15 protein-coding genes are annotated in these 17,909 nt (G+C 50.2%); 4 read left to right on the plus strand and 11 right to left on the minus strand.

Going from position 1 to position 17,909, the window contains the following annotated elements:
- Positions 1–18 precede the first annotated feature (18 nt).
- The 4 genes from RBT11_18440 to RBT11_18455 form a co-directional block, all read right to left on the minus strand.
- Positions 19–453 (minus strand): Rrf2 family transcriptional regulator, encoded by a 435-nt coding sequence (locus tag RBT11_18440; GenBank protein ID MDX9788763.1) that lies wholly within the window; start codon positions 451–453, stop codon positions 19–21.
- 231 nt (positions 454–684) lie between these two features.
- Positions 685–2,418: a sigma 54-interacting transcriptional regulator gene (locus RBT11_18445; GenBank protein MDX9788764.1), complete on the minus strand. Its 1,734-nt coding sequence runs from the start codon at positions 2,416–2,418 to the stop codon at positions 685–687.
- A gap of 126 nt (positions 2,419–2,544) precedes the next feature.
- A complete protein-coding gene (locus RBT11_18450) occupies positions 2,545–3,714 on the minus strand; it encodes a response regulator (protein MDX9788765.1) in 1,170 nt (389 codons plus the stop codon).
- Entirely contained in the window at positions 3,711–6,002 is a 2,292-nt protein-coding gene (locus RBT11_18455; GenBank protein MDX9788766.1) for a PAS domain S-box protein, read from the minus strand. The genes RBT11_18450 and RBT11_18455 overlap by 4 nt, the downstream gene beginning before the upstream one ends.
- Positions 6,003–6,197: 195 nt before the next feature.
- Here RBT11_18455 and RBT11_18460 point away from each other — a divergent pair, with 195 nt between their 5' ends.
- The gene (locus tag RBT11_18460; protein ID MDX9788767.1) at positions 6,198–6,692 is read left to right on the plus strand and encodes a hypothetical protein; all 495 of its coding nucleotides are present in this window, start codon (positions 6,198–6,200) and stop codon (positions 6,690–6,692) included.
- A 93-nt stretch (positions 6,693–6,785) separates the two neighbouring features.
- On the plus strand, positions 6,786–7,538 hold the full coding sequence (locus RBT11_18465; GenBank protein MDX9788768.1) for an HD domain-containing protein: 753 nt from the start codon (positions 6,786–6,788) through the stop codon (positions 7,536–7,538).
- Between the two features lie 82 nt (positions 7,539–7,620).
- On the opposite strand, the gene nrfD is transcribed toward RBT11_18465, so the two are convergent.
- The 6 genes from nrfD to RBT11_18495 all read right to left on the minus strand — a co-directional run bounded on the left by nrfD (position 7,621) and on the right by RBT11_18495 (position 13,272).
- Positions 7,621–8,778, minus strand: a complete 1,158-nt coding sequence (nrfD, locus tag RBT11_18470; protein ID MDX9788769.1) for an NrfD/PsrC family molybdoenzyme membrane anchor subunit — start codon at positions 8,776–8,778, stop codon at positions 7,621–7,623.
- 7 nt (positions 8,779–8,785) lie between these two features.
- The gene (locus tag RBT11_18475) at positions 8,786–9,580 is read right to left on the minus strand and encodes a 4Fe-4S dicluster domain-containing protein (GenBank protein ID MDX9788770.1); all 795 of its coding nucleotides are present in this window, start codon (positions 9,578–9,580) and stop codon (positions 8,786–8,788) included.
- Positions 9,580–9,984, minus strand: a complete 405-nt coding sequence (gene dsrJ / locus RBT11_18480) for a sulfate reduction electron transfer complex DsrMKJOP subunit DsrJ (protein MDX9788771.1) — start codon at positions 9,982–9,984, stop codon at positions 9,580–9,582. Before dsrJ ends, RBT11_18475 begins: the two co-directional genes overlap by 1 nt.
- Positions 9,974–11,608: a (Fe-S)-binding protein gene (locus RBT11_18485; GenBank protein MDX9788772.1), complete on the minus strand. Its 1,635-nt coding sequence runs from the start codon at positions 11,606–11,608 to the stop codon at positions 9,974–9,976. The genes dsrJ and RBT11_18485 overlap by 11 nt, the downstream gene beginning before the upstream one ends.
- 3 nt (positions 11,609–11,611) lie before the next feature.
- A complete protein-coding gene (gene dsrM / locus RBT11_18490; GenBank protein ID MDX9788773.1) occupies positions 11,612–12,613 on the minus strand; it encodes a sulfate reduction electron transfer complex DsrMKJOP subunit DsrM in 1,002 nt (333 codons plus the stop codon).
- Between the two features lie 146 nt (positions 12,614–12,759).
- Positions 12,760–13,272: an RsbRD N-terminal domain-containing protein gene (locus tag RBT11_18495; protein ID MDX9788774.1), complete on the minus strand. Its 513-nt coding sequence runs from the start codon at positions 13,270–13,272 to the stop codon at positions 12,760–12,762.
- A gap of 938 nt (positions 13,273–14,210) precedes the next feature.
- Here RBT11_18495 and thiD point away from each other — a divergent pair.
- Both thiD and RBT11_18505 read left to right on the plus strand, forming a co-directional pair.
- A complete protein-coding gene (gene thiD / locus RBT11_18500; protein ID MDX9788775.1) occupies positions 14,211–15,017 on the plus strand; it encodes a bifunctional hydroxymethylpyrimidine kinase/phosphomethylpyrimidine kinase in 807 nt (268 codons plus the stop codon).
- A gap of 307 nt (positions 15,018–15,324) precedes the next feature.
- Positions 15,325–16,134, plus strand: coding sequence for a hypothetical protein (locus RBT11_18505; GenBank protein ID MDX9788776.1), 810 nt, complete (start codon positions 15,325–15,327; stop codon positions 16,132–16,134).
- A gap of 99 nt (positions 16,135–16,233) precedes the next feature.
- Here RBT11_18505 and gatB read toward each other — a convergent pair whose 3' ends face one another.
- Entirely contained in the window at positions 16,234–17,667 is a 1,434-nt protein-coding gene (gene gatB / locus RBT11_18510) for an Asp-tRNA(Asn)/Glu-tRNA(Gln) amidotransferase subunit GatB (protein ID MDX9788777.1), read from the minus strand.
- Positions 17,668–17,909 lie beyond the last annotated feature (242 nt).

Genomic DNA, 17,909 nt, shown 5'->3' on the forward strand with positions numbered 1-17,909 from the left:
CCATATTATGTCAAGACCTCAAATCGGGTATTTACCGTCGGATCGTTGGTTATTCAACAAATCTTGAATGGTAGTACTATCAAAAACATTGTACATGGCGTCCCTAACCTTTTTCCACATCGGAAAAAACGCACAATCCCCCTGAAACGGACATTTGGACTCGGGAATCGGCGCCATGCATTGGGTGACATTCACATCCTTTTGAAAATACCGCATCAAATCTCCGACCGTCAGCTTGTCCGGCGAAGGAACCAATACATACCCCCCTTGATAGCCCCGTTTTGATTTGACAAAACCACTTTTTTTGAGCTGCCAGAGAATCACTTCAAGGAACCGCTCCGGAATCGCTTGCGCTTCGGCAATATGACTGATCTTTACCGGCCCGGATCCCTGTTGCCTCGCCAACTCATAAACGGCTCGCAAAGCGTATTGGTTCTTCTTTGTAATCAGCATGAATACTTTCTTGACTTTAACAGTCGGATTATTTTCCGAGCGTTATAGTCAAGAAAAGCAAGGTCTGTCAACCGTTTTTTTTATGTTTTTGACCAAAAAAACTCTGAACAATATTGATGGATTACAAACTATTAAAAAAAATGAATGAAATTCATTCAAGGACGCCGAGCCTGTCCCGCGACTAAACCAAACCGACTTAACCGCTTAAAAGGCGAAACGATGGCGCTCCGGTCATTCAGGCGACAAGCCGTATTTTTTCATCTTCCGCCAGAGGGTCGTTCGATCAATGGCCAATTCCCCGGCGGCCTCACCCCGCTGCCAATGGTGTTTACGCAACGCCGCCAGTATCAGTGTTTTTTCTCCAGATTCAACTCCCTCATTCAGGCGCGGGCTTTCCGGCACGTTTTCCACTCGGCAAGGGTCGACTTGCTGCTGAAGCGAAAACGGCAAATGGCTTTTGCGAATTGGTTCCCCACGGCTGATAATCAGCGCATGTTCAATGATATTTTCCAATTCCCGAATATTGCCGGGGTAATTATGATTGAGCAACACCGCCATGGCGTCTTCAGAAATTTCGGGCGGTTTTCTGAATCGGCCGGCCGCAAGTTTTTTTAGAAGATGAGATATCAGAAGCGGCAGGTCATCCCTTCGCTCGCAAAGCGGCGGCACTTCCAGGCGCATCACGTTCAGCCGGTAATAAAGATCCTCCCGAAACCGCTTTTCTTTCACCAGGGTCTCCAGTCCGGCGTTGGTGGCCGAAATAATCCGAATATCGACCTTGACCGTTTTGCGGCTTCCGAGGGGATAAAACTCCCTGTCTTCAAGCACGCGCAGCAGTTTGGCCTGCAGCTGCAGCGGCATATCCCCGATTTCATCCAGGAATATCGACCCGCCGTCCGCATCCTGAAACCGGCCCGGTTTATCGCGATCCGCGCCGGTGAAGGCGCCTTTGACATACCCGAACATTTCCGATTCCAGCAAATTATCCGGCAATGCGGCGCAATTCACTTTGATCAGGGGCCGATCGGCCCGGTGGCTGGCATTGTGAATCACGTTGGCCACCAAATCTTTTCCGGTTCCCGTGGCGCCCTCGATCAGCACCGTGGCGTCGCTGACGGCAACGACCGGTATGATTTCAAACAACCGTTTCATGGCGGGCGATCGGCCCACCATGTCGTAAAAGGTATATCGATCCTGAATCGCACGGTTTAGCTGGTGAAACAACGACAGGTCCGAAATGGTGGCAAGCCCGCCAACGATTTTTCCCTCTTTGTTCTTCAGCGCCATATACTCGGCACGAACCGGAAGGGTGTCTCCACCCCGGGTGGTAAGCAGCGTTTCTTGGCTCGATCTGGGTTCCCCGTCCCGAATGGTCTCGTTTAAACGGTGGTTATTTTGCGCCTCCCTCTCTTGGAACAGCAGCGAGATCGATTTGCCGAGAATATCTTCTCTGGAATACCCGGTGATCGTTTCAGCGGTCGTATTGAAAAAGGTAACATGTTCACCGCGGTCAACGGTCATCACACCGATATCCAGATTGTCCAGAATCATTTTCAAGCGCTGATCTTCATACCGGATTCGCTTTAATAAGTCTTTAAATGCGCTATGGTCCTGAAAAATCTCGAGCCAGCCGGTTAAAGCGCCTTTTTGCGGTTGTAATGGCAGCAACATGCGGGTCAGGTTTCGCCCGTCCGGATCAAGTCCGGCGATACACGCCTCTTTATCGGCAGATAGACGGTGCCCCGGCTCAAGCGATTCAAACCGGCACGCGCCGTCACACCACCCTTGCGCCAGCACCTGTCGGCAGGGCTTTCCTTTCGCCTCTGCCGCCGACGCACCGGTCATCAGTTCCGCGGACCGGTTTAACCCCATAAGGTTAAAATCGGGAGACAACAAAATGGCGCCGATGGCCAGGGAGTCAAAAAGGCGGAACAACTGTGTATAAGTTAGTAAAATCTGATCCATAAGCCGTCATTAGGCCCTTTCGACCCTTTATCAGAAACATGCACGAAAAAGCGAGTATCATTGGAGAAGGTTGTTAGCTGCCAAGCATCCCAGCATCCCAGCCGCCCAGCTTCCGGCTTTGCCGGGTTAGGTGGCCACATCATTCACCGACGCCTTGGTAACGCGCGGCAGCCGAATGACAAAAGAAGTCCCTTTTCCCTTTTCAGATGCCACCCGAATCTCCCCCCTGTGGGCTTCAATGATTTTTTTGGTGAGCATCAACCCGATACCGGTCCCCCGGGTGCCCTTGGTCGTAAAAAATCGTTGAAAAAGACCCGCCTGTACGGAATCGTCCATGCCGCATCCATTGTCGCTCACCTGATAAGTTACCCCCCATCCGGGTTCAGCCAGGGTTCTGAGCCTGATGCGCTTTCCTTCCCGCGCCGATTCCTCTTGCGTACACGCATCCAAAGCGTTGGCGAGAACATTCAAGAGGCAGCGCTGAATGCCTTCGGCATCCATGAATACCGGTGTTAATCCCCGCGCCCATTCCATTTCAAAAGCAACCCGTTTTCCGGTCATCTGTGTTGTCATGAGCCTTGCGGCATCCCGGGCGGGCTGGTTCGGATCACATAATTCCATTGAGATGTCACCGGTCTTGGAATAGTTTAATAAATCCATGGAAAGATTGGTTATTTTCTCAACATTCCCCCGGACCATTTCCCACCCCTGCCGCAGATAATTTTTATCCTCCAGCGTCAGGCCTTTTTCCAGAACATACACGCCGCCCTTCAACCCGCCGGCAATATTTTTGATGGTGTGGCTCATACCGGCCACCGTCTCCCCGATGGCGGCCATGCGCTCGGCGGAAACCAGTTTTTTTGCCTTTTCCGCCACCAACCGTTCTAGATTCTCCGTATAGTCCCGAAGTTGCCGACGCATGGTGATTCGGTCCCGGGCACGCTTCAGCGCCATCTCTAAAATGTCATCACGAATTGGCTTTGTTACAAAATCAGCTACTTCCAATTTCAGGCTGCGAATAGCCAATTCCAGCTCACCGTGCCCGGTGATCACGATGATCTCGGTATCCGGGCAGATCCGTTTAATATCCGATAGCAGGCTAAGCCCGTCCCTGCCGGGCATTTTGATGTCCGTCAGCACGATCTCGGGCCGTTCCCGGTCAAACAACTGAAGCGCTTCATCGGCATTCGCCGCGGTCAGCACCCGATATCCCAAATCCGAAAGGACAATTCCCAACACCTTTCGAATACCGGCTTCGTCATCCACCAACAATATCGTCTGAGCATCGGTGCTCATGGCGCATCTCCATCTTCAATTTTCGGAGGAATCGGAAAGGTTAACCTGAAACAGGCGCCTTGGGTCGTTGGAACCACAAAAATCTCTCCGCCGCAGTCTTTGACGATTCCATAGCTGATGGAAAGACCGAGTCCGGTACCCTTACCTACTTTTTTGGTTGTGAAAAAAGGCTCAAACACCCTTTCCGCGACAAAAGGGTCTATACCGACGCCCGTGTCCTGAATTTCCACCCACAGAGTGGACTCACCCCGTTGACTTCGGAGGGTGATCTTTTTTTCATCTCCGGTAACTTCCCGCCCTTCGAATCTGTCTTCTATGGCGTCCCGGGCATTTATCAGGAGATTAATAAAAACTTGCTCCAGACGTCCGGCATCCCCCAAAATCTCCGGCAGCCCCTCGGCAAGCTCCCAGCCGACATCGATTTGCCGAAGTTGGAGCTGTTGCTTGAAAATCTCAAAGGCCCTGAGCAAAATCTCATTGATATGAACCGGTTCCATTTCGCCGGTAGACTTTCTGCCGAACTGGCGCATGTGGTTGATGATCTTGGTCGCCCGATCCACATGGCTGTCGATCTCCTCGGCGAGGGTTTCAAGAATCTCGTCCTTGATCGGCTCCTTATTCCGTATTTTTTTAATAAAATAACTGCCCGCGGTTTTAATCACCGACAGGGGTTGATTCAGTTCGTGGGCCACGCCCGTGGCCATTTCCCCAAGTGTCGCCATTTTCCCCGCCTGAATGAGCTGCTGCTCCGTTTCCAGCCATTGCGTGATATCACTGGTGGTTACCAGCAACACCGGTTTTCCGGGGTAGTCGGAAGGGGAAACCCGAATACTGAAAAACCGCGCATTGCCGTTCTTATCAATCTGGCGCGTCTGGTTAATCACGGCACCGGCTTTTATCTGACCCCGCATATGGTTCCGGTCCTCTTTTCGAAAAAGAGACATAAAGGATTTTTTCTGAAGTTCGCTTTTGCTATAGCCGTAAACATTCACGGCCAAATCATTGCAATCGATGATCTCCAGCGTATCGGCCGTCAGGACGAAAATCGGATTGGGGACATTGTTGAAAATAGCATAATATTTTTTTTCGGATTGCTCCAGGGCATGTTGAAGCAATTTGCGATGCGTAATATCGATGCTCATCTCAATCGCCGCAATAATTTCACCCTCGGCATTTCTGATCGGCGCCGTTCGAACAATCCAATGCCTGGCTGTGCCGTCTTTTTGATACGCCGTCTCCTGACTGTGATGGCTTAAGCCGTCCGCAAAAGTCCTTTCAACCGGGCAGCTTTCGCATTTTTCTTCTCTGCACTTATAGGCAGCATAACAATACGCGCCGGGCTTCGGGTTGAATTTTTCAGCAAACTGGCGATTATAGCTGATTAATCGGAAATTCCGGTCCTGTACCGTGATGATACAGGGCACCATTTCAAAAAGGCGCTGATAGTCGTCCCGCTGTTTATGAATCGCCGCTTCCTTTTTGCCGATGGTTTCCCCCATCAGGTTGATCGCATCGGCCAGCTGCCCCAATTCGCCGCTTTGTTTCAAATCCACCCGCGTCTCGTAGCGGCCCGCCGTCAATTGTGCCGTCCCCTGTATCAGCTTTTGAATCGGCCGGCGAATGAACCGAATCACCAGGATGAAAATAAGCGCGGAAGTAACCACAAACATCAAAACCGCCATGAGGCCGGCCTGCTGCTGAACCTCTGAAATATGGGCATCCACTTTTTCCAAGGAAACAACGACATCAAGGGCACCGAGGATGGATTTGTTCTCGGGGTGAAAATGGCACGCATCGGCAGAACATCCCGGCTCATTGTATATGGGGGCGATGACACCGAGCATACGAACGCCCTCTTCGGATGTAAAAAAACGAACCCGTCTGTTCCTATCCACCACCGACAACGGCGGTTCGTGCCGATGACACGCGTCACAGGCTTCGGCCCGAATATTGGTTTGCCGGTTGATCTCACCTTCATGGCTTGAAAACTTAATTTCTCCTTTTTTGTTATAGATTCTTATGGTTTTCAGGTCCTCTTGCCGACTCACGTTTCGGATAATCTGGTTAAGGTCCTCCCTGGCATTGAGCATCATGGCGTACCGTGTTCCGAGCCGAATCGTCGTTGCCAGCTTTTCCGCACTCGAAATCATGTGTTCGGTCGTTTGGGCGCGCTGGAATCGAACACTCAAAAAAATCCAAAGGGTAAGGCTACAGAAAAGGGTAATGCCGACCGTCATGATTACTTTTAAAAAAAAGCTGCTACTCAGTTGTTTAATTTTTCCAATCATACGGGTTCCAGCCTCGAAATATGGTAAGAATATAGAGAAATAGCCTAATAGTGCCCGCCGGTCAACCAAGTATGATCATCGAACGCATACAAAATTTCTTGTTTTGTGGCCTGTTCCATGTTAATTGGCGATTTTTAATATGAATCACTCGAAACCCCCCTGGTAACTATGTGCTTTTTAAAGGAGGAATTGACTATGTTCCCGGTAAATCGACTCATGCCCTTTGTGCTGACATTGGTGATAGCAGTACTTCTTCAGGCCGCTTTTATCGTGTTGGATTGCAAACAAACCCCTTACCAAGTTGCCGCTGATTTCGCCCGTGCGTATTTTCGCCTGGATCCAGCCATGGCGAACTATCTGTGCGCAACCCAAAAACCGAAGCAACAAACCGCTATAGTTGCTGATTTTATTCAACGCACGACGAATGAAACGCGACAACGCGGGTTTGATATCGGCATGGCCAAAAGTTCGCTTTACGAGCTAAAAACTCACACCGTACAAAAAAGTGATACGGAGGCGGATGTGCATCTGACAGCTCATCGAAGAACGGCCATAAACCCGGTCTTTCCTATTATTGCCGCTTTTTTTAAACTCGGGAAGGTACACGAGGTGCATGAAACCATCAAAGTGGTCAAAGAGAACGGCCAATGGAAAGTCTGTTCCCCGGTATTCGACATTGTGGGCAGTTAATCCTTCTCTTATACCGCATTTCATCTCTACGGCCGGCACGAGCGCACAACATGCCGGCCGGCCGAATGCCGCATAACCGAACACAAGCGAAGCATGGATCCCATTTATCGGCGCTTACAGAAGCGAACGCTTCAACTCATCTCGCAACTTCCCCTGTCGGATTTTCATAAAGACTTTGCCCGGGCCGGCGAACGGTCATCGCAAGTTCTTGCCACGGATGTGATCGTATCCGAGCTTCGGGATTTTATCTCCGAAACCATAGACAACGACTTCGGCCACGGAATGGAACATTCCATCAAGGTCACGTTGGACGCCGGCACCCTGATTATCGTTGAAGGAACGGCCGCCGGATTGACCAAACGCGTCATTCAGCGTCAACTGACTCTGATACAATGTGCGGCGCTGCTGCACGATATTCGACGCAAGGATCGGGACCACGCCCTTTCCGGCGCCAACTACGCAAAAAAGGTATTAAAAGCGTATACCCTAACCCCGGTTGAAATTAACGATATCTACATCGCCATTCGGAACCACGAGGCATTCAAGACGCCGCTTGAAGCAGAAAGCCAAACAGGACAGCTCCTTTCGGACTGCTTGTATGATGCCGACAAATTTCGCTGGGGGCCGGACACCTTTGCCGACACCCTTTGGGACATGGTGGCTTTCAACCATACCCCGGTAGATGAATTTGTCGCCGCATTTCCCAAGGGAATGGCCTATCTTTCCAAAATCAGCGCCACCTTCCGGTCCGCCACCGGCAAAATCTACGGGCCCCGTTTTATCGACCAGGGGCTTGCCGTCGGCAACGCGCTATACCGAATCATGAAAACCGAGTTCGGGTTATAGTGTTAAACCGAATAAAAAAGGGGCATCCCTTATTGACACGGGAAGCCCCTCTTTATTAGGTATAAATTGCGCGTTGCGGTCTTTAGGCCCGCACTTCTTCCTTGACCGTGATGGCCATTTTGAATAAAGCGCTCAGCACCAGAAAACCGACACACCAGACGGCCAGGCTGATCACCAGCTCCGGAACCGTTGGAATGTATTCGTTCACATGGTGCAGCGGAGATGGCACAAAGCCGCCGGAAATCATGCCGAGCCCTTTGTCGATCCAGGTACCGATAAAGATGACAACGCAGGCAACCGCCAGCACCCCTTCATTTCGTCGCGTAACGGGGTTGACCAGCAGAATGATACCGATGAACATCAGCGCCATAGAGGACCACATCCACGGCACCAAAACGCCATGCCCGTGAAGTCCGGAAAACAAATAGGTCAGGTGATCCATGTGTTCGGGAATACGGCTGTAAAATACGACGAACACCTCACAGAAAAAGAAAAACACATTGATGATGATGCCGTAGGTTACAATTTTGGCCAGGGACTGAATCTGCTCCCTGCCCGGATCAAAATTGGAGATTCGACGCACAAAGAGGCACAACAGAATCAAAAAGGCGGGACCGGCCGCAAAGGCGGAGGCCAAAAACCGGGGCGCCAAAATGGCCGTCAACCAGAAGCCTCTTCCCGGCAGACCGCAGTACAAAAAGGCGGTTACGGTGTGAATGCTCACAGCCCAGGGAATGGAAAGATAAATAAAAGGCTTGATCCATTTGGGCGGCGCGACACCGTTTCGCTCGGCGTCCAGAACCTGCCAGCCGATCACGATATTTAGAAGCAGATACCCGTTAAGTACGATCATATCCCAGAACAGGACTGAATTGGGCGTGGGGTAAAGTAAAACGTTTAATACCCGCATGGGTTGCCCCATATCCACAAAAATAAAGAGCACGCACATGGTGACAGACGCGACGGCCAGAAATTCACCCAGAATCGTGATGCGGCCGAACGCCTTGTAATTGTGAAGATAGTAGGGAAGCACCAGCATCACCGCCGAAGCGGCGACACCTACGAGGAAGGTAAACTGAGCAATATAAAATCCCCAGGTCACATCCCGGGTCATCCCGGTAATGCCCAGACCGAAACTGAGCTGTTTCAAGTAAATTAGAAAGCCGACTCCGATGACCACCAGAAGCCCGGTCATCCACACATAATATCGTTTGTTTCCACTTAATGCCAGTTCAAGCATAACCACCTCATACGATGTAGTAGACACTCGGCTCGGTTCCCAGAGCCTCTTTGCGCCGTATCATGTAATTGGATTTCAGAAGCGCTCTCACCTCTGAATTCGGATCATCCAGATCACCGAAAGTCAAAATGCCGTTGGAAGCCTCCACACAGGCAGGCATTTTCCCGACGGCCAGCCGTTCCGCGCAGAAATTGCATTTCTCCACAACCCCCATGCTCCGGGTGGGAAAATCCAGGCTTTGTTCGCTTATAAAAGGACGCGGATCCCGGAAGTTGAAACTCCTGGCACCGTAGGGGCAGGCCGCCATACAAAACCGGCACCCGATGCACCGATGAAAATCCATCAGCACAACGCCGTCACTTTCCCGCTTAAAGGTCGCCTTAGTCGGGCAAGCACGAACACAGGGTGGATTCTTGCAATGATTGCAGAAAACCGGGAATGGGGTATGTTCCACCTTTTCATTTATAAATTCATGATTTTTGGTAGGAAAGGCGTGCTTGAATTCTTCTTCCCAAATCCATTTAATTTCATGGTTCTTGTTCTGCAAATTCGGCACGTTGTGAACTTTGTGGCAGGCCTTGATTAAGGGTTCCAGATCCTGGCTTGAATGAATCTTTCGCGTATCCACCACCATGCCCCAGCGTTTGGCCGTCAGCGCTGTTTCATTTTTCAGCATCTGCGGTTCGGCTGCGCCGCCATGACCGCCGGATTCGGCCAGCACATCCAAAACCGGCCGGGCGCCCAGACCGATTGCGGACAGGCCGGCTATTTTCAAAAAGCTTCGTCTGCTGCTTTCCATCATTAGCTCTCCTTCGGTTTATCAATATGGCAGTCCCAGCAATACGGCGTTACTGAGGCATAATTATGGCATCTGTCACAAAATTCGGCTTTGTTGGAATGGCAATCCAGACACCCATTGGAAAGGCTCATGTTAAATGACTTGCCATCGCTGTTGACATAGACGCGCTTGCCGTCCCGAACCACGGTATCCCGCCAAACATCCAAGAGTTGCATATGCTCTGTTTTCATGGCTTCCTTGGAAAACACGCAGGTTTTGGCGGCCTTGGCTTTTTCGGTCAATATCAGTTCGGGAACCGGAGCGGCCGTTCCGAAATTGCCCCAAAACGGGCTGGTAACGACAATCAGGAATACAGCCAAGCCAGCCAGAATCAGCCCCTTATTATAGATTTTCTTATTACTCGGCATCTTCATCCTCCATTCCCGGTAACGGTTCACCGCGCAGATCCGTGGTGCGCTTTATTTCGCCCGGCAGAATCAGGGCGTTGCCCACCAGTTCGGTAATGCCCGTCACCCCCACTTCCGGTACCCAGTAATCCATCAGCGCCGGCAATGCGGCCCGGTCTATTGCACAGATACAAGAGAGCATGTTCACCCCGTATTTTTCATGGACATGCCTGACTGCGTTGGCCCGGGGAAACCCGCCCATCATACGCAGTTCCATATTTTCTCCGGCATTGAGTCCGGACCCGCTGCCGCAGCAGAATGTTTTTTCGCGAATCGTGTTGGCAGGCATTTCAAAGAAGTTATTGCACACACTTTGAATGATATAGCGGGGCTCTTCAAACATCCCCATTCCCCGCGAGGGGTTGCAGGAATCATGATAGGTCACGCGCATGTGATCGTTTCGGCTCGGGTCCAGATCCAACTTGCCGTGCTTGATCAGATCCGCCGTGAATTCGGAAATATGAACCATTTTCGTGGCTTTGGCATTCTCAAAGACCGTTCCCGTAATGGGAGAGACCGGTGTTTCCAGAAAATCCGCGGGACCGTTCATGGTATCCATGTACTGGTGAATGACCCGCCACATATGCCCGCACTCTCCACCAAGAATCCATTTGACGCCAAGACGCCTGGCTTCCGCGTACATCTTGGCGTTGAGCCGCTTCATCATCTCGTGGGACGTAAAGGATCCAAAATTTCCACCTTCGGACGCATAGGTGCTCCAGGTGACTTTCAAGCCGTATTTCTCTTTCAGATAATGAAAGAGTATCAAATATCCCATGCAGGTATAGGTGCCCGGGTCCGCGAAAACATCGCCGGATGGCGTGATGAAAAGAATGTCCGCGCCTTTTTGGTTGTAATTTGGCGCCATGTTGAGACCGGTTATTTCTTCAATGTCATCCACGAAGAAATCAAGCATGTCCTTAAAGGCATGGGGCTGAATCCCCAAATGGTTGCCGGTTCGGTAGCAATTGGCCACCGGTGTTGCAATCCAGTCAATGTTCAGGCCCAGCTCGTTTAACAGCTCCCTGCTCAGAATAGTGATTTCCGCCGTGTCGATGCCGTATGGGCAAAACACCGAACAACGCCGACACTGCGAGCACTGAAAAAAGTAATACCACCACTCCTTCAAGACCTCTACGGTGAGTTTTCTCGCCCCCACCATCTTCCCCATGATTTTTCCGGCCCTGGTGAATTCGTTGCGATAGACGGATCGCAACAATTCAGCCCGCAACACAGGCATATTTTTGGGATCACCTGAGCCGAGGAAAAAATGACATTTATCCGCGCATGCCCCGCAACGCACACAAACATCCATGAATAACTTCAGCGAACGGAACTTATCCAGGCGATCTTTAAGTCCGTTCAGGACGATTTCCTGCCAGTTTTCCGGCAGCAACCAGTCCTCATCCGGTGGATTCCATTTGCGGGCGTGGGGCATTCCCACGTACTCTACGCTTTTCGGATTGGCCGCATAGCAGTACATTCCCTTGCGAATTACAGCCGGGGTATCCATCCACCCGGTTTTGGGTGTCTTGTAATCCAATCGGGATATCAGTTCATCCGATTTTATAAGGTCGTCCGACATTATCTACTCCTTTTCCACTGGCAGGCCAGCCTCAATCATTCTCTCCCTGAATTCGTCTTCGTATTCCTCGTAAGTATGCACATGGACGGGATAATTCCATGGATTAACATGGCGAACAGCCCGCGAGTTACCCGTCATATTTCTGGTGGGGCTTAAGAAAATACCCCCGACATGCATCAGCTTGCTGAAGGGAAAATACGCAAGCAATACGGAAACTAAAAAGATATGAACATAAAAAATGCTGCCAACGCCCGCCGCCGGTATTACCGGATGCAACGTCACCAGGCCCATTGTCAATTCCTTAGCGCTTACCACATCGATCTTGGTCACATAGCGCATGAGCAAGCCCGAGGCTGCAATGCCGAAGATCAAAAACAAAGGGAAATAATCCGAAGCCAGGGAAATGTAGCGAACCTGGGGAATGAACAAGCGCCTGAGAAACAGAAAGGTGACGCCCGCCAACAACACAAAGCCCGACATCAGAACGCCCGGAAGCCCGACCTGAAGAAACCCGTCCAGACTCTCAAGCAGTTTCAGCCATACCGGCACCGGCTCGAGAAAAAATCTGAAATGGCGTATCAGCACCGTCAGAAATGCATAATGAAAAGCGATGGAACCAAGCCACAACCATTTTTCAAGGCTGTAGGTTAATTTCCCGCCCTCTTTTAGCGACGCCTTCGTGTTGCGAAAAAGAGAACGGAAACAACAAATCTCCAGAACCATTCGCACAACCACTTCCCAGGCTTTTGTCGGGTTCTCAAACCGATCGTGCGCGATCCAGGACAATGTTTTCTGTTGTCCGCAAGTGGAGGTTATCCGGAACGGAACCGGCCTGCGGGCCCAATCGATAATCCGGTAGCAAAAAAAACAGATGAAAATCAGGACAGCCACATATGGGATAAAAATACCGAAAAGACCTTGACCTCCCGGTAGTGCCGACCCTATGAGGGCAATCAGTGCCAAAACAATTACCGCTAAAAGGGATACCACATAATTTACATTCATACAGCCATTCCTCACTGGGCGACACAGGACGCATTTTCTCATTCACTTAGGTCAAGCGCTTCGACATCCTGCCGCCGATCAGCGCCCGTCAAATACCCCCGGGGTTCGCCATCCATATGTTAATGTATTCACTGGGCTAAGCGCGATCAGCTTTCACCGACCACAAGCCCTGCCCGTTCAAACGCGCGCAATGTCCTATCCTTGAGTTCGGTTGCCCTCAAGTCTGCTATTTTTTCCCTGCAAGCCGTGAAAACATCAAAACCAATCAGCGCAAGTTCATCGATTTTCATCTCAAAATCTAGCAACGCATCGTGCAACTGATAGGTCTGAATCTCTTTTTTTAGATAAGTTCGAATGCTTTTTTTTAATAAGAATATAAAGCCAACCGCCTGGGACGCACTGAACATCGTCTGGACCGCCCGTATGCGAATGAGCGAATCCAAAAAAGAAGTGATGAGCTGAACATTCATTCCTCCCAACAACTCGTTATAGACGCCTTCTATGCCGCGCCTGGCCGTGCCCCCGACAGGATTGGCAAACGGGTCTTTTTGACTTTTAAAAAACGGGGCGGTCTCGGGGGGATAAGTCTCAATCAAGCGATTAAACCAATCATTCATAATTTCGTTTTTTTTCTGGTCCAACAAATTTTCGAGCCGCATACTGCGCTGACCTCCTCGATCACCCAAACGTAACAGAAAACCCCCGGCAACCCGTCTTCCGATACCGTCGCTATTTAGCCCCTCTATCAGAAGCATACACGGTTTTGCGTGTATGTTCACTGAAGGTGAAAGATAGCTTTTATGCCTCCCAGCCTTCCAGCATCCGGCTTTGCCGGATTAGGCCATCATTCCCCGGATGTTATTAGTACAATAAAAATAGAATCAAGGAGCGATTTATAATCAAATGAAGACCGTCTGTCAAGGAATAATGAATGATGACACGAGATGTATTCAACATGTTTTTTACAAGAAAAACGGCTGAACCGGTTTCCCGGGTCAGCCGTTTCGAGGAGAAGGCATCAGCAGGTTGAGCCCAAGCAACCGGCTGACGAGGAGGAGAACAGATGAAAAAAATATCTGGTTCAGTTTAGTGAAAAGCAATAAGCTTGCCAATGCGAATAAAAGCGATTATTTGTGAGAAAAAAAATTATAACTAATTGGTTTTTATATAATAATACTATCGATAGCCTGAGAGGCACTTCGAAGCGACACCGCACCGGTTGATTTTCAAGCGGCTTAAGTTCAACATCTTGAACATCTGTCTCACGCTGTTATTATAAAATTATTTATATGTCAGGCGCTTATGATCGTTCTTCCGCTTATTCAAATTCTTGAACCGTTTCTGAAAACAGGACAATAACAATCAAAACCTTTTGTTATTTATAGTTATTTACATGGATACCAGTAAAAATACGCCTCTCTTCAATCGACTTTCCAGTCTGCGGTTGCTTCCATTCTCGATCGAACGGAAGCTAAGGTAAATCTCCCGTCTTTGATGCCCCGTCTTTGATTAGACTTTCCACTCAAATATGTTAATATCAGCTCTAAACGGTCGGGCGGCGCCATTACCGAGACACCTTCGGGCTGAAAGGATTTCAATGAAACATGTGCTTACGATTGCCGGTTCGGACAGCAGCGGCGGTGCCGGCATTCAAGCGGACATTAAGACGTTCGCAGCGCACGGGGTCTACGGCATGAGCGTCATAACAGCCGTTACGGCGCAAAACACGCTGGGAATCACCTGCGTTGAAAATATCTCGCCTGAAACGATTTCACGGCAAATGGAAGCCATTTTTACCGATATCACGGTTCATGCCGTAAAGATCGGTATGGTGTCCAATGATCTGAGCATTCGTGCTGTTGCCGCACAACTGAAGCGATTTCACCCGAAACATATCATTCTCGATACCGTGATGGTATCAAAAAGCGGATATCCCCTTTTACGGCAAAATTCAGTCGGTCTTCTCATCCGTGAACTTTTTCCTCTGGCCACCCTTGTAACGCCCAATATTCCGGAAGCGGAATTGATTACCGGCATCCCCATTCATTCTATGGCAGATATGGAAAAAGCAGCGGCCATGATGTATGAAAAAGGCCCAGCCAACGTTCTGCTGAAAGGTGGGCATGCCCTGTTTGACCCCACCGATGTTCTGTTCGACGGCACGCACTATCATCATTTTACCGGCAATCGGGTTCAGACAAAAAACACACACGGTACCGGCTGCACGCTGTCCGCAGCGATTGCCGCCAATCTGGCCAACAACCACACGCTTCAAGCCGCCGTAGCAAAAGCCAAAATCTATATCACTGCCTGTATCGAACACGCCTTGACTATTGGCCGAGGGGTCGGCCCGCTGAATCATTTCTGGTCGCTATTCCCTAATCCGGCAAAGCCGGATGCTTGAAGGCTTGGATGCTGGAAGGCAAAAGCCATCTTTCACTTTCAGTGAACATGCACGCAAAAACGCGTATGTTTCTGATAGAGGGTCTAATCTGGAAGAAAACTTTCCGATGGATTATGAATGAGACTGAAATAGAAATTTTAATTCTTTTAACTCAGCCTGTTATCATGAAATTAGGCGATCCGAAGACTTGACAGTCACCTCCCTATCTGATAAGGATTAACCATTATTGATAATCTAAGCGCATCACCCGCCTGCATCGCCCATCGAATTTACAAATGCAGCGCGTGGCCATACCGAGGAAAACAGATTGAGAAGATTACTATTTATCAGCATCGCGCTGCTAATTTCAGCTGTTGTGCTCCCACTGGCGGCATCGGCCGAATGGCAGTTTTTCAACCACTCGGCCTTTGAAGAAAGCGGGGATCCACTTTCCGTGCAACTTGTTCAATCAAGCGCGCCCGAAGAACACGCATCCGGCTTAACGGCTATAGACACCCCGCTTGAAGGCTTCCAGAACGTGATGGTCCCTTTGACTATCAACCAGTTAAAGTTATCCTTAATAGACATCGAGCCGGAATCGGATACCGAAGGAAATAGTTCCGCGAGATACACTCCCCCCAAAGTCGGACTGAATACAGGGGTAAAATCAACCGGAATTTTCAAAAAGGATCTCATCAATTCGCCCCCTGTTTTTTTTGATTCGGAATCGGGTTGGTCTGTCTCCACGGTTATTCTTTTCTTCGGTGTCGATTTAAATGCCGGCCCGGGGTATTTTCGGACGCAAGCGTTCACAGGAAAAACAATGTCCCTCGGTGAATCCGGATTTGATGCCAATTGGGAGCGAAACATGAATGCCAGAGGGTTCAACGCCCTCGCCGGATATAAACTCAACGATCTCGTCACATTTGAAGCCGGGTACGGCTATCTCGATCAAAAAGACAAGAAGGGTGGAACGTCTGAAGAGGCATGGGCCATCTACGCCCAGGCGATCCTCAGCCTCTCCCCCGGGGTTAACGTCATTCCGGGTGTCGGCCAAATTGATTTTGACCAGAAAGAATCAAAAGAGGGGTCCAAGGACAATTTTTTTGCCGGCGCCAAGTGGGAAATTAATTTTTAACCTTCAAACTTAACTGCTGCACTCATTTTTACCCCCTTCCCCCCGAAGCAGCCATCGCTTCGGGGGGAAGGGGGGCGTATCAGGGGAATCCATACTGAATCAGGACTCACCGAGCTTACGAATGAGCACCTCGTTAACCATCTGAGGATTGGCTTTCCCGCGAGTCTCGCGCATGATCCGGCCGACAAAAAAACTGATGAGCTTTGTTTTCCCGCCACGGTAAGCGTCCACCTCTTTGGGATTCTGCGCGATCACCTTATCCACGGCCACCTCGATGGCGCCGGTGTCCTGCATTTGCTCAAGCCCCTTATCCCGGACGATATCACGCGGCGGGTTTCCCGTTTTCGCCATGTCGTCAAAAACCATTTTGGCAATTTTCCCGCTGATCACCCCTTCATCGATAAGAGACAATAATTGCGCCAGATGCTGCGCTGAAACCGGGGCCGCTTCTATGGGAAGGCCTTCCGTATTTAACAAGGCGGCCAGCGGCCCCATTATCCAGTTGCTCACGGCCTTGGCTTGAGGGAAATATCGAACACACGACTCAAAATAGTCCGCCGTTTCCCGGCTCGATACCAAGAACTCAGCATCATAGGCCGGCAATCCATATTGACTGGTAAACCGGGTTTTCTTTTCCACCGGCAGCTCAGGTAATTCAGCCCGAATATCCGCTACCCACTGATCCGTCACCACCAACGGCAACAGGTCCGGGTCCGGGAAATACCGGTAATCATGCGCCTCTTCCTTGCCGCGCATAGAAAAGGATTGCCCTTTATCCGGATCCCACAATCGGGTTTCCTGAACAATCTCTCCCCCGTCCATCAGCACTTCCATCTGTCGCGCCACTTCGTAGGAAATGGCCTTTTCCACGTGCTTAAATGAATTAAGGTTTTTCAATTCACTGCGCGTCCCGAGAATCGGGCTTCCCATTGGCCGAATGGACACATTGGCATCACACCGGAAACTGCCTTCTTCCATGTTGCCGTCGCAAATCTCGAGGTAACGCAAAATGGACCTGAGCCTGCGCAGATACGCCCCCGCCTCCTCCGGAGACCGCATGTCCGGTTCACTCACAATTTCAATCAGCGGCACGCCGGTTCGATTAAAATCAACCCGGCTCATGGGCTGGTTCGGTTCATGTATCAGCTTGCCCGCATCTTCCTCCATATGAATGCGATGAATCCCAATCCGCTTTTCCGATCCGGTCACATCAATATCGATATATCCGTTCCGTGCGATCGGCAATTCATACTGGGAGATCTGGTATCCTTTTGGAAGGTCGGGATAAAAATAGTTTTTTCGGGCAAATCTGCTTTCCCCGGCAATCGCGCAATGGGTCGCCAATCCCATTTTTATCGCATAGGCCACGACCTTTTTGTTCAGAACGGGCAGCATGCCGGGCATGCCGAGACATACCGGGCAGACATGGGTGTTGGGAGGGGCACCGAATTGAGTGGAACAGCCGCAAAAAATTTTCGTCTCAGTCTTGAGCTGCGCGTGAACTTCCAATCCGATGACGGTTTCAAATTCCATGATAAGTCCTTCTTGTCCGGCTTGTGGCCGGAATTCCCTCTTTTTTTAAAAAAATATCACCATCCTCACCGAAATGAGCGACCTGTCTTCAGCCGCCAATCTATAAGCGCTAAGGATTTTGGATGATCGATCCATATTAGTCAAGCCATTTTCAGCAGCCATTTTCAGCAGCCGGCAAAAGCCGAAGCATTTCTGTTGCCCGAAAAGAGGTTGTCTGATAGAAAGCGTGTCAGGGAGAAGCC

It is taken from the genome of Desulfobacterales bacterium (assembly GCA_034003325.1).
Classification (GTDB): Bacteria; Desulfobacterota; Desulfobacteria; order Desulfobacterales; family JAFDDL01; genus JAVEYW01.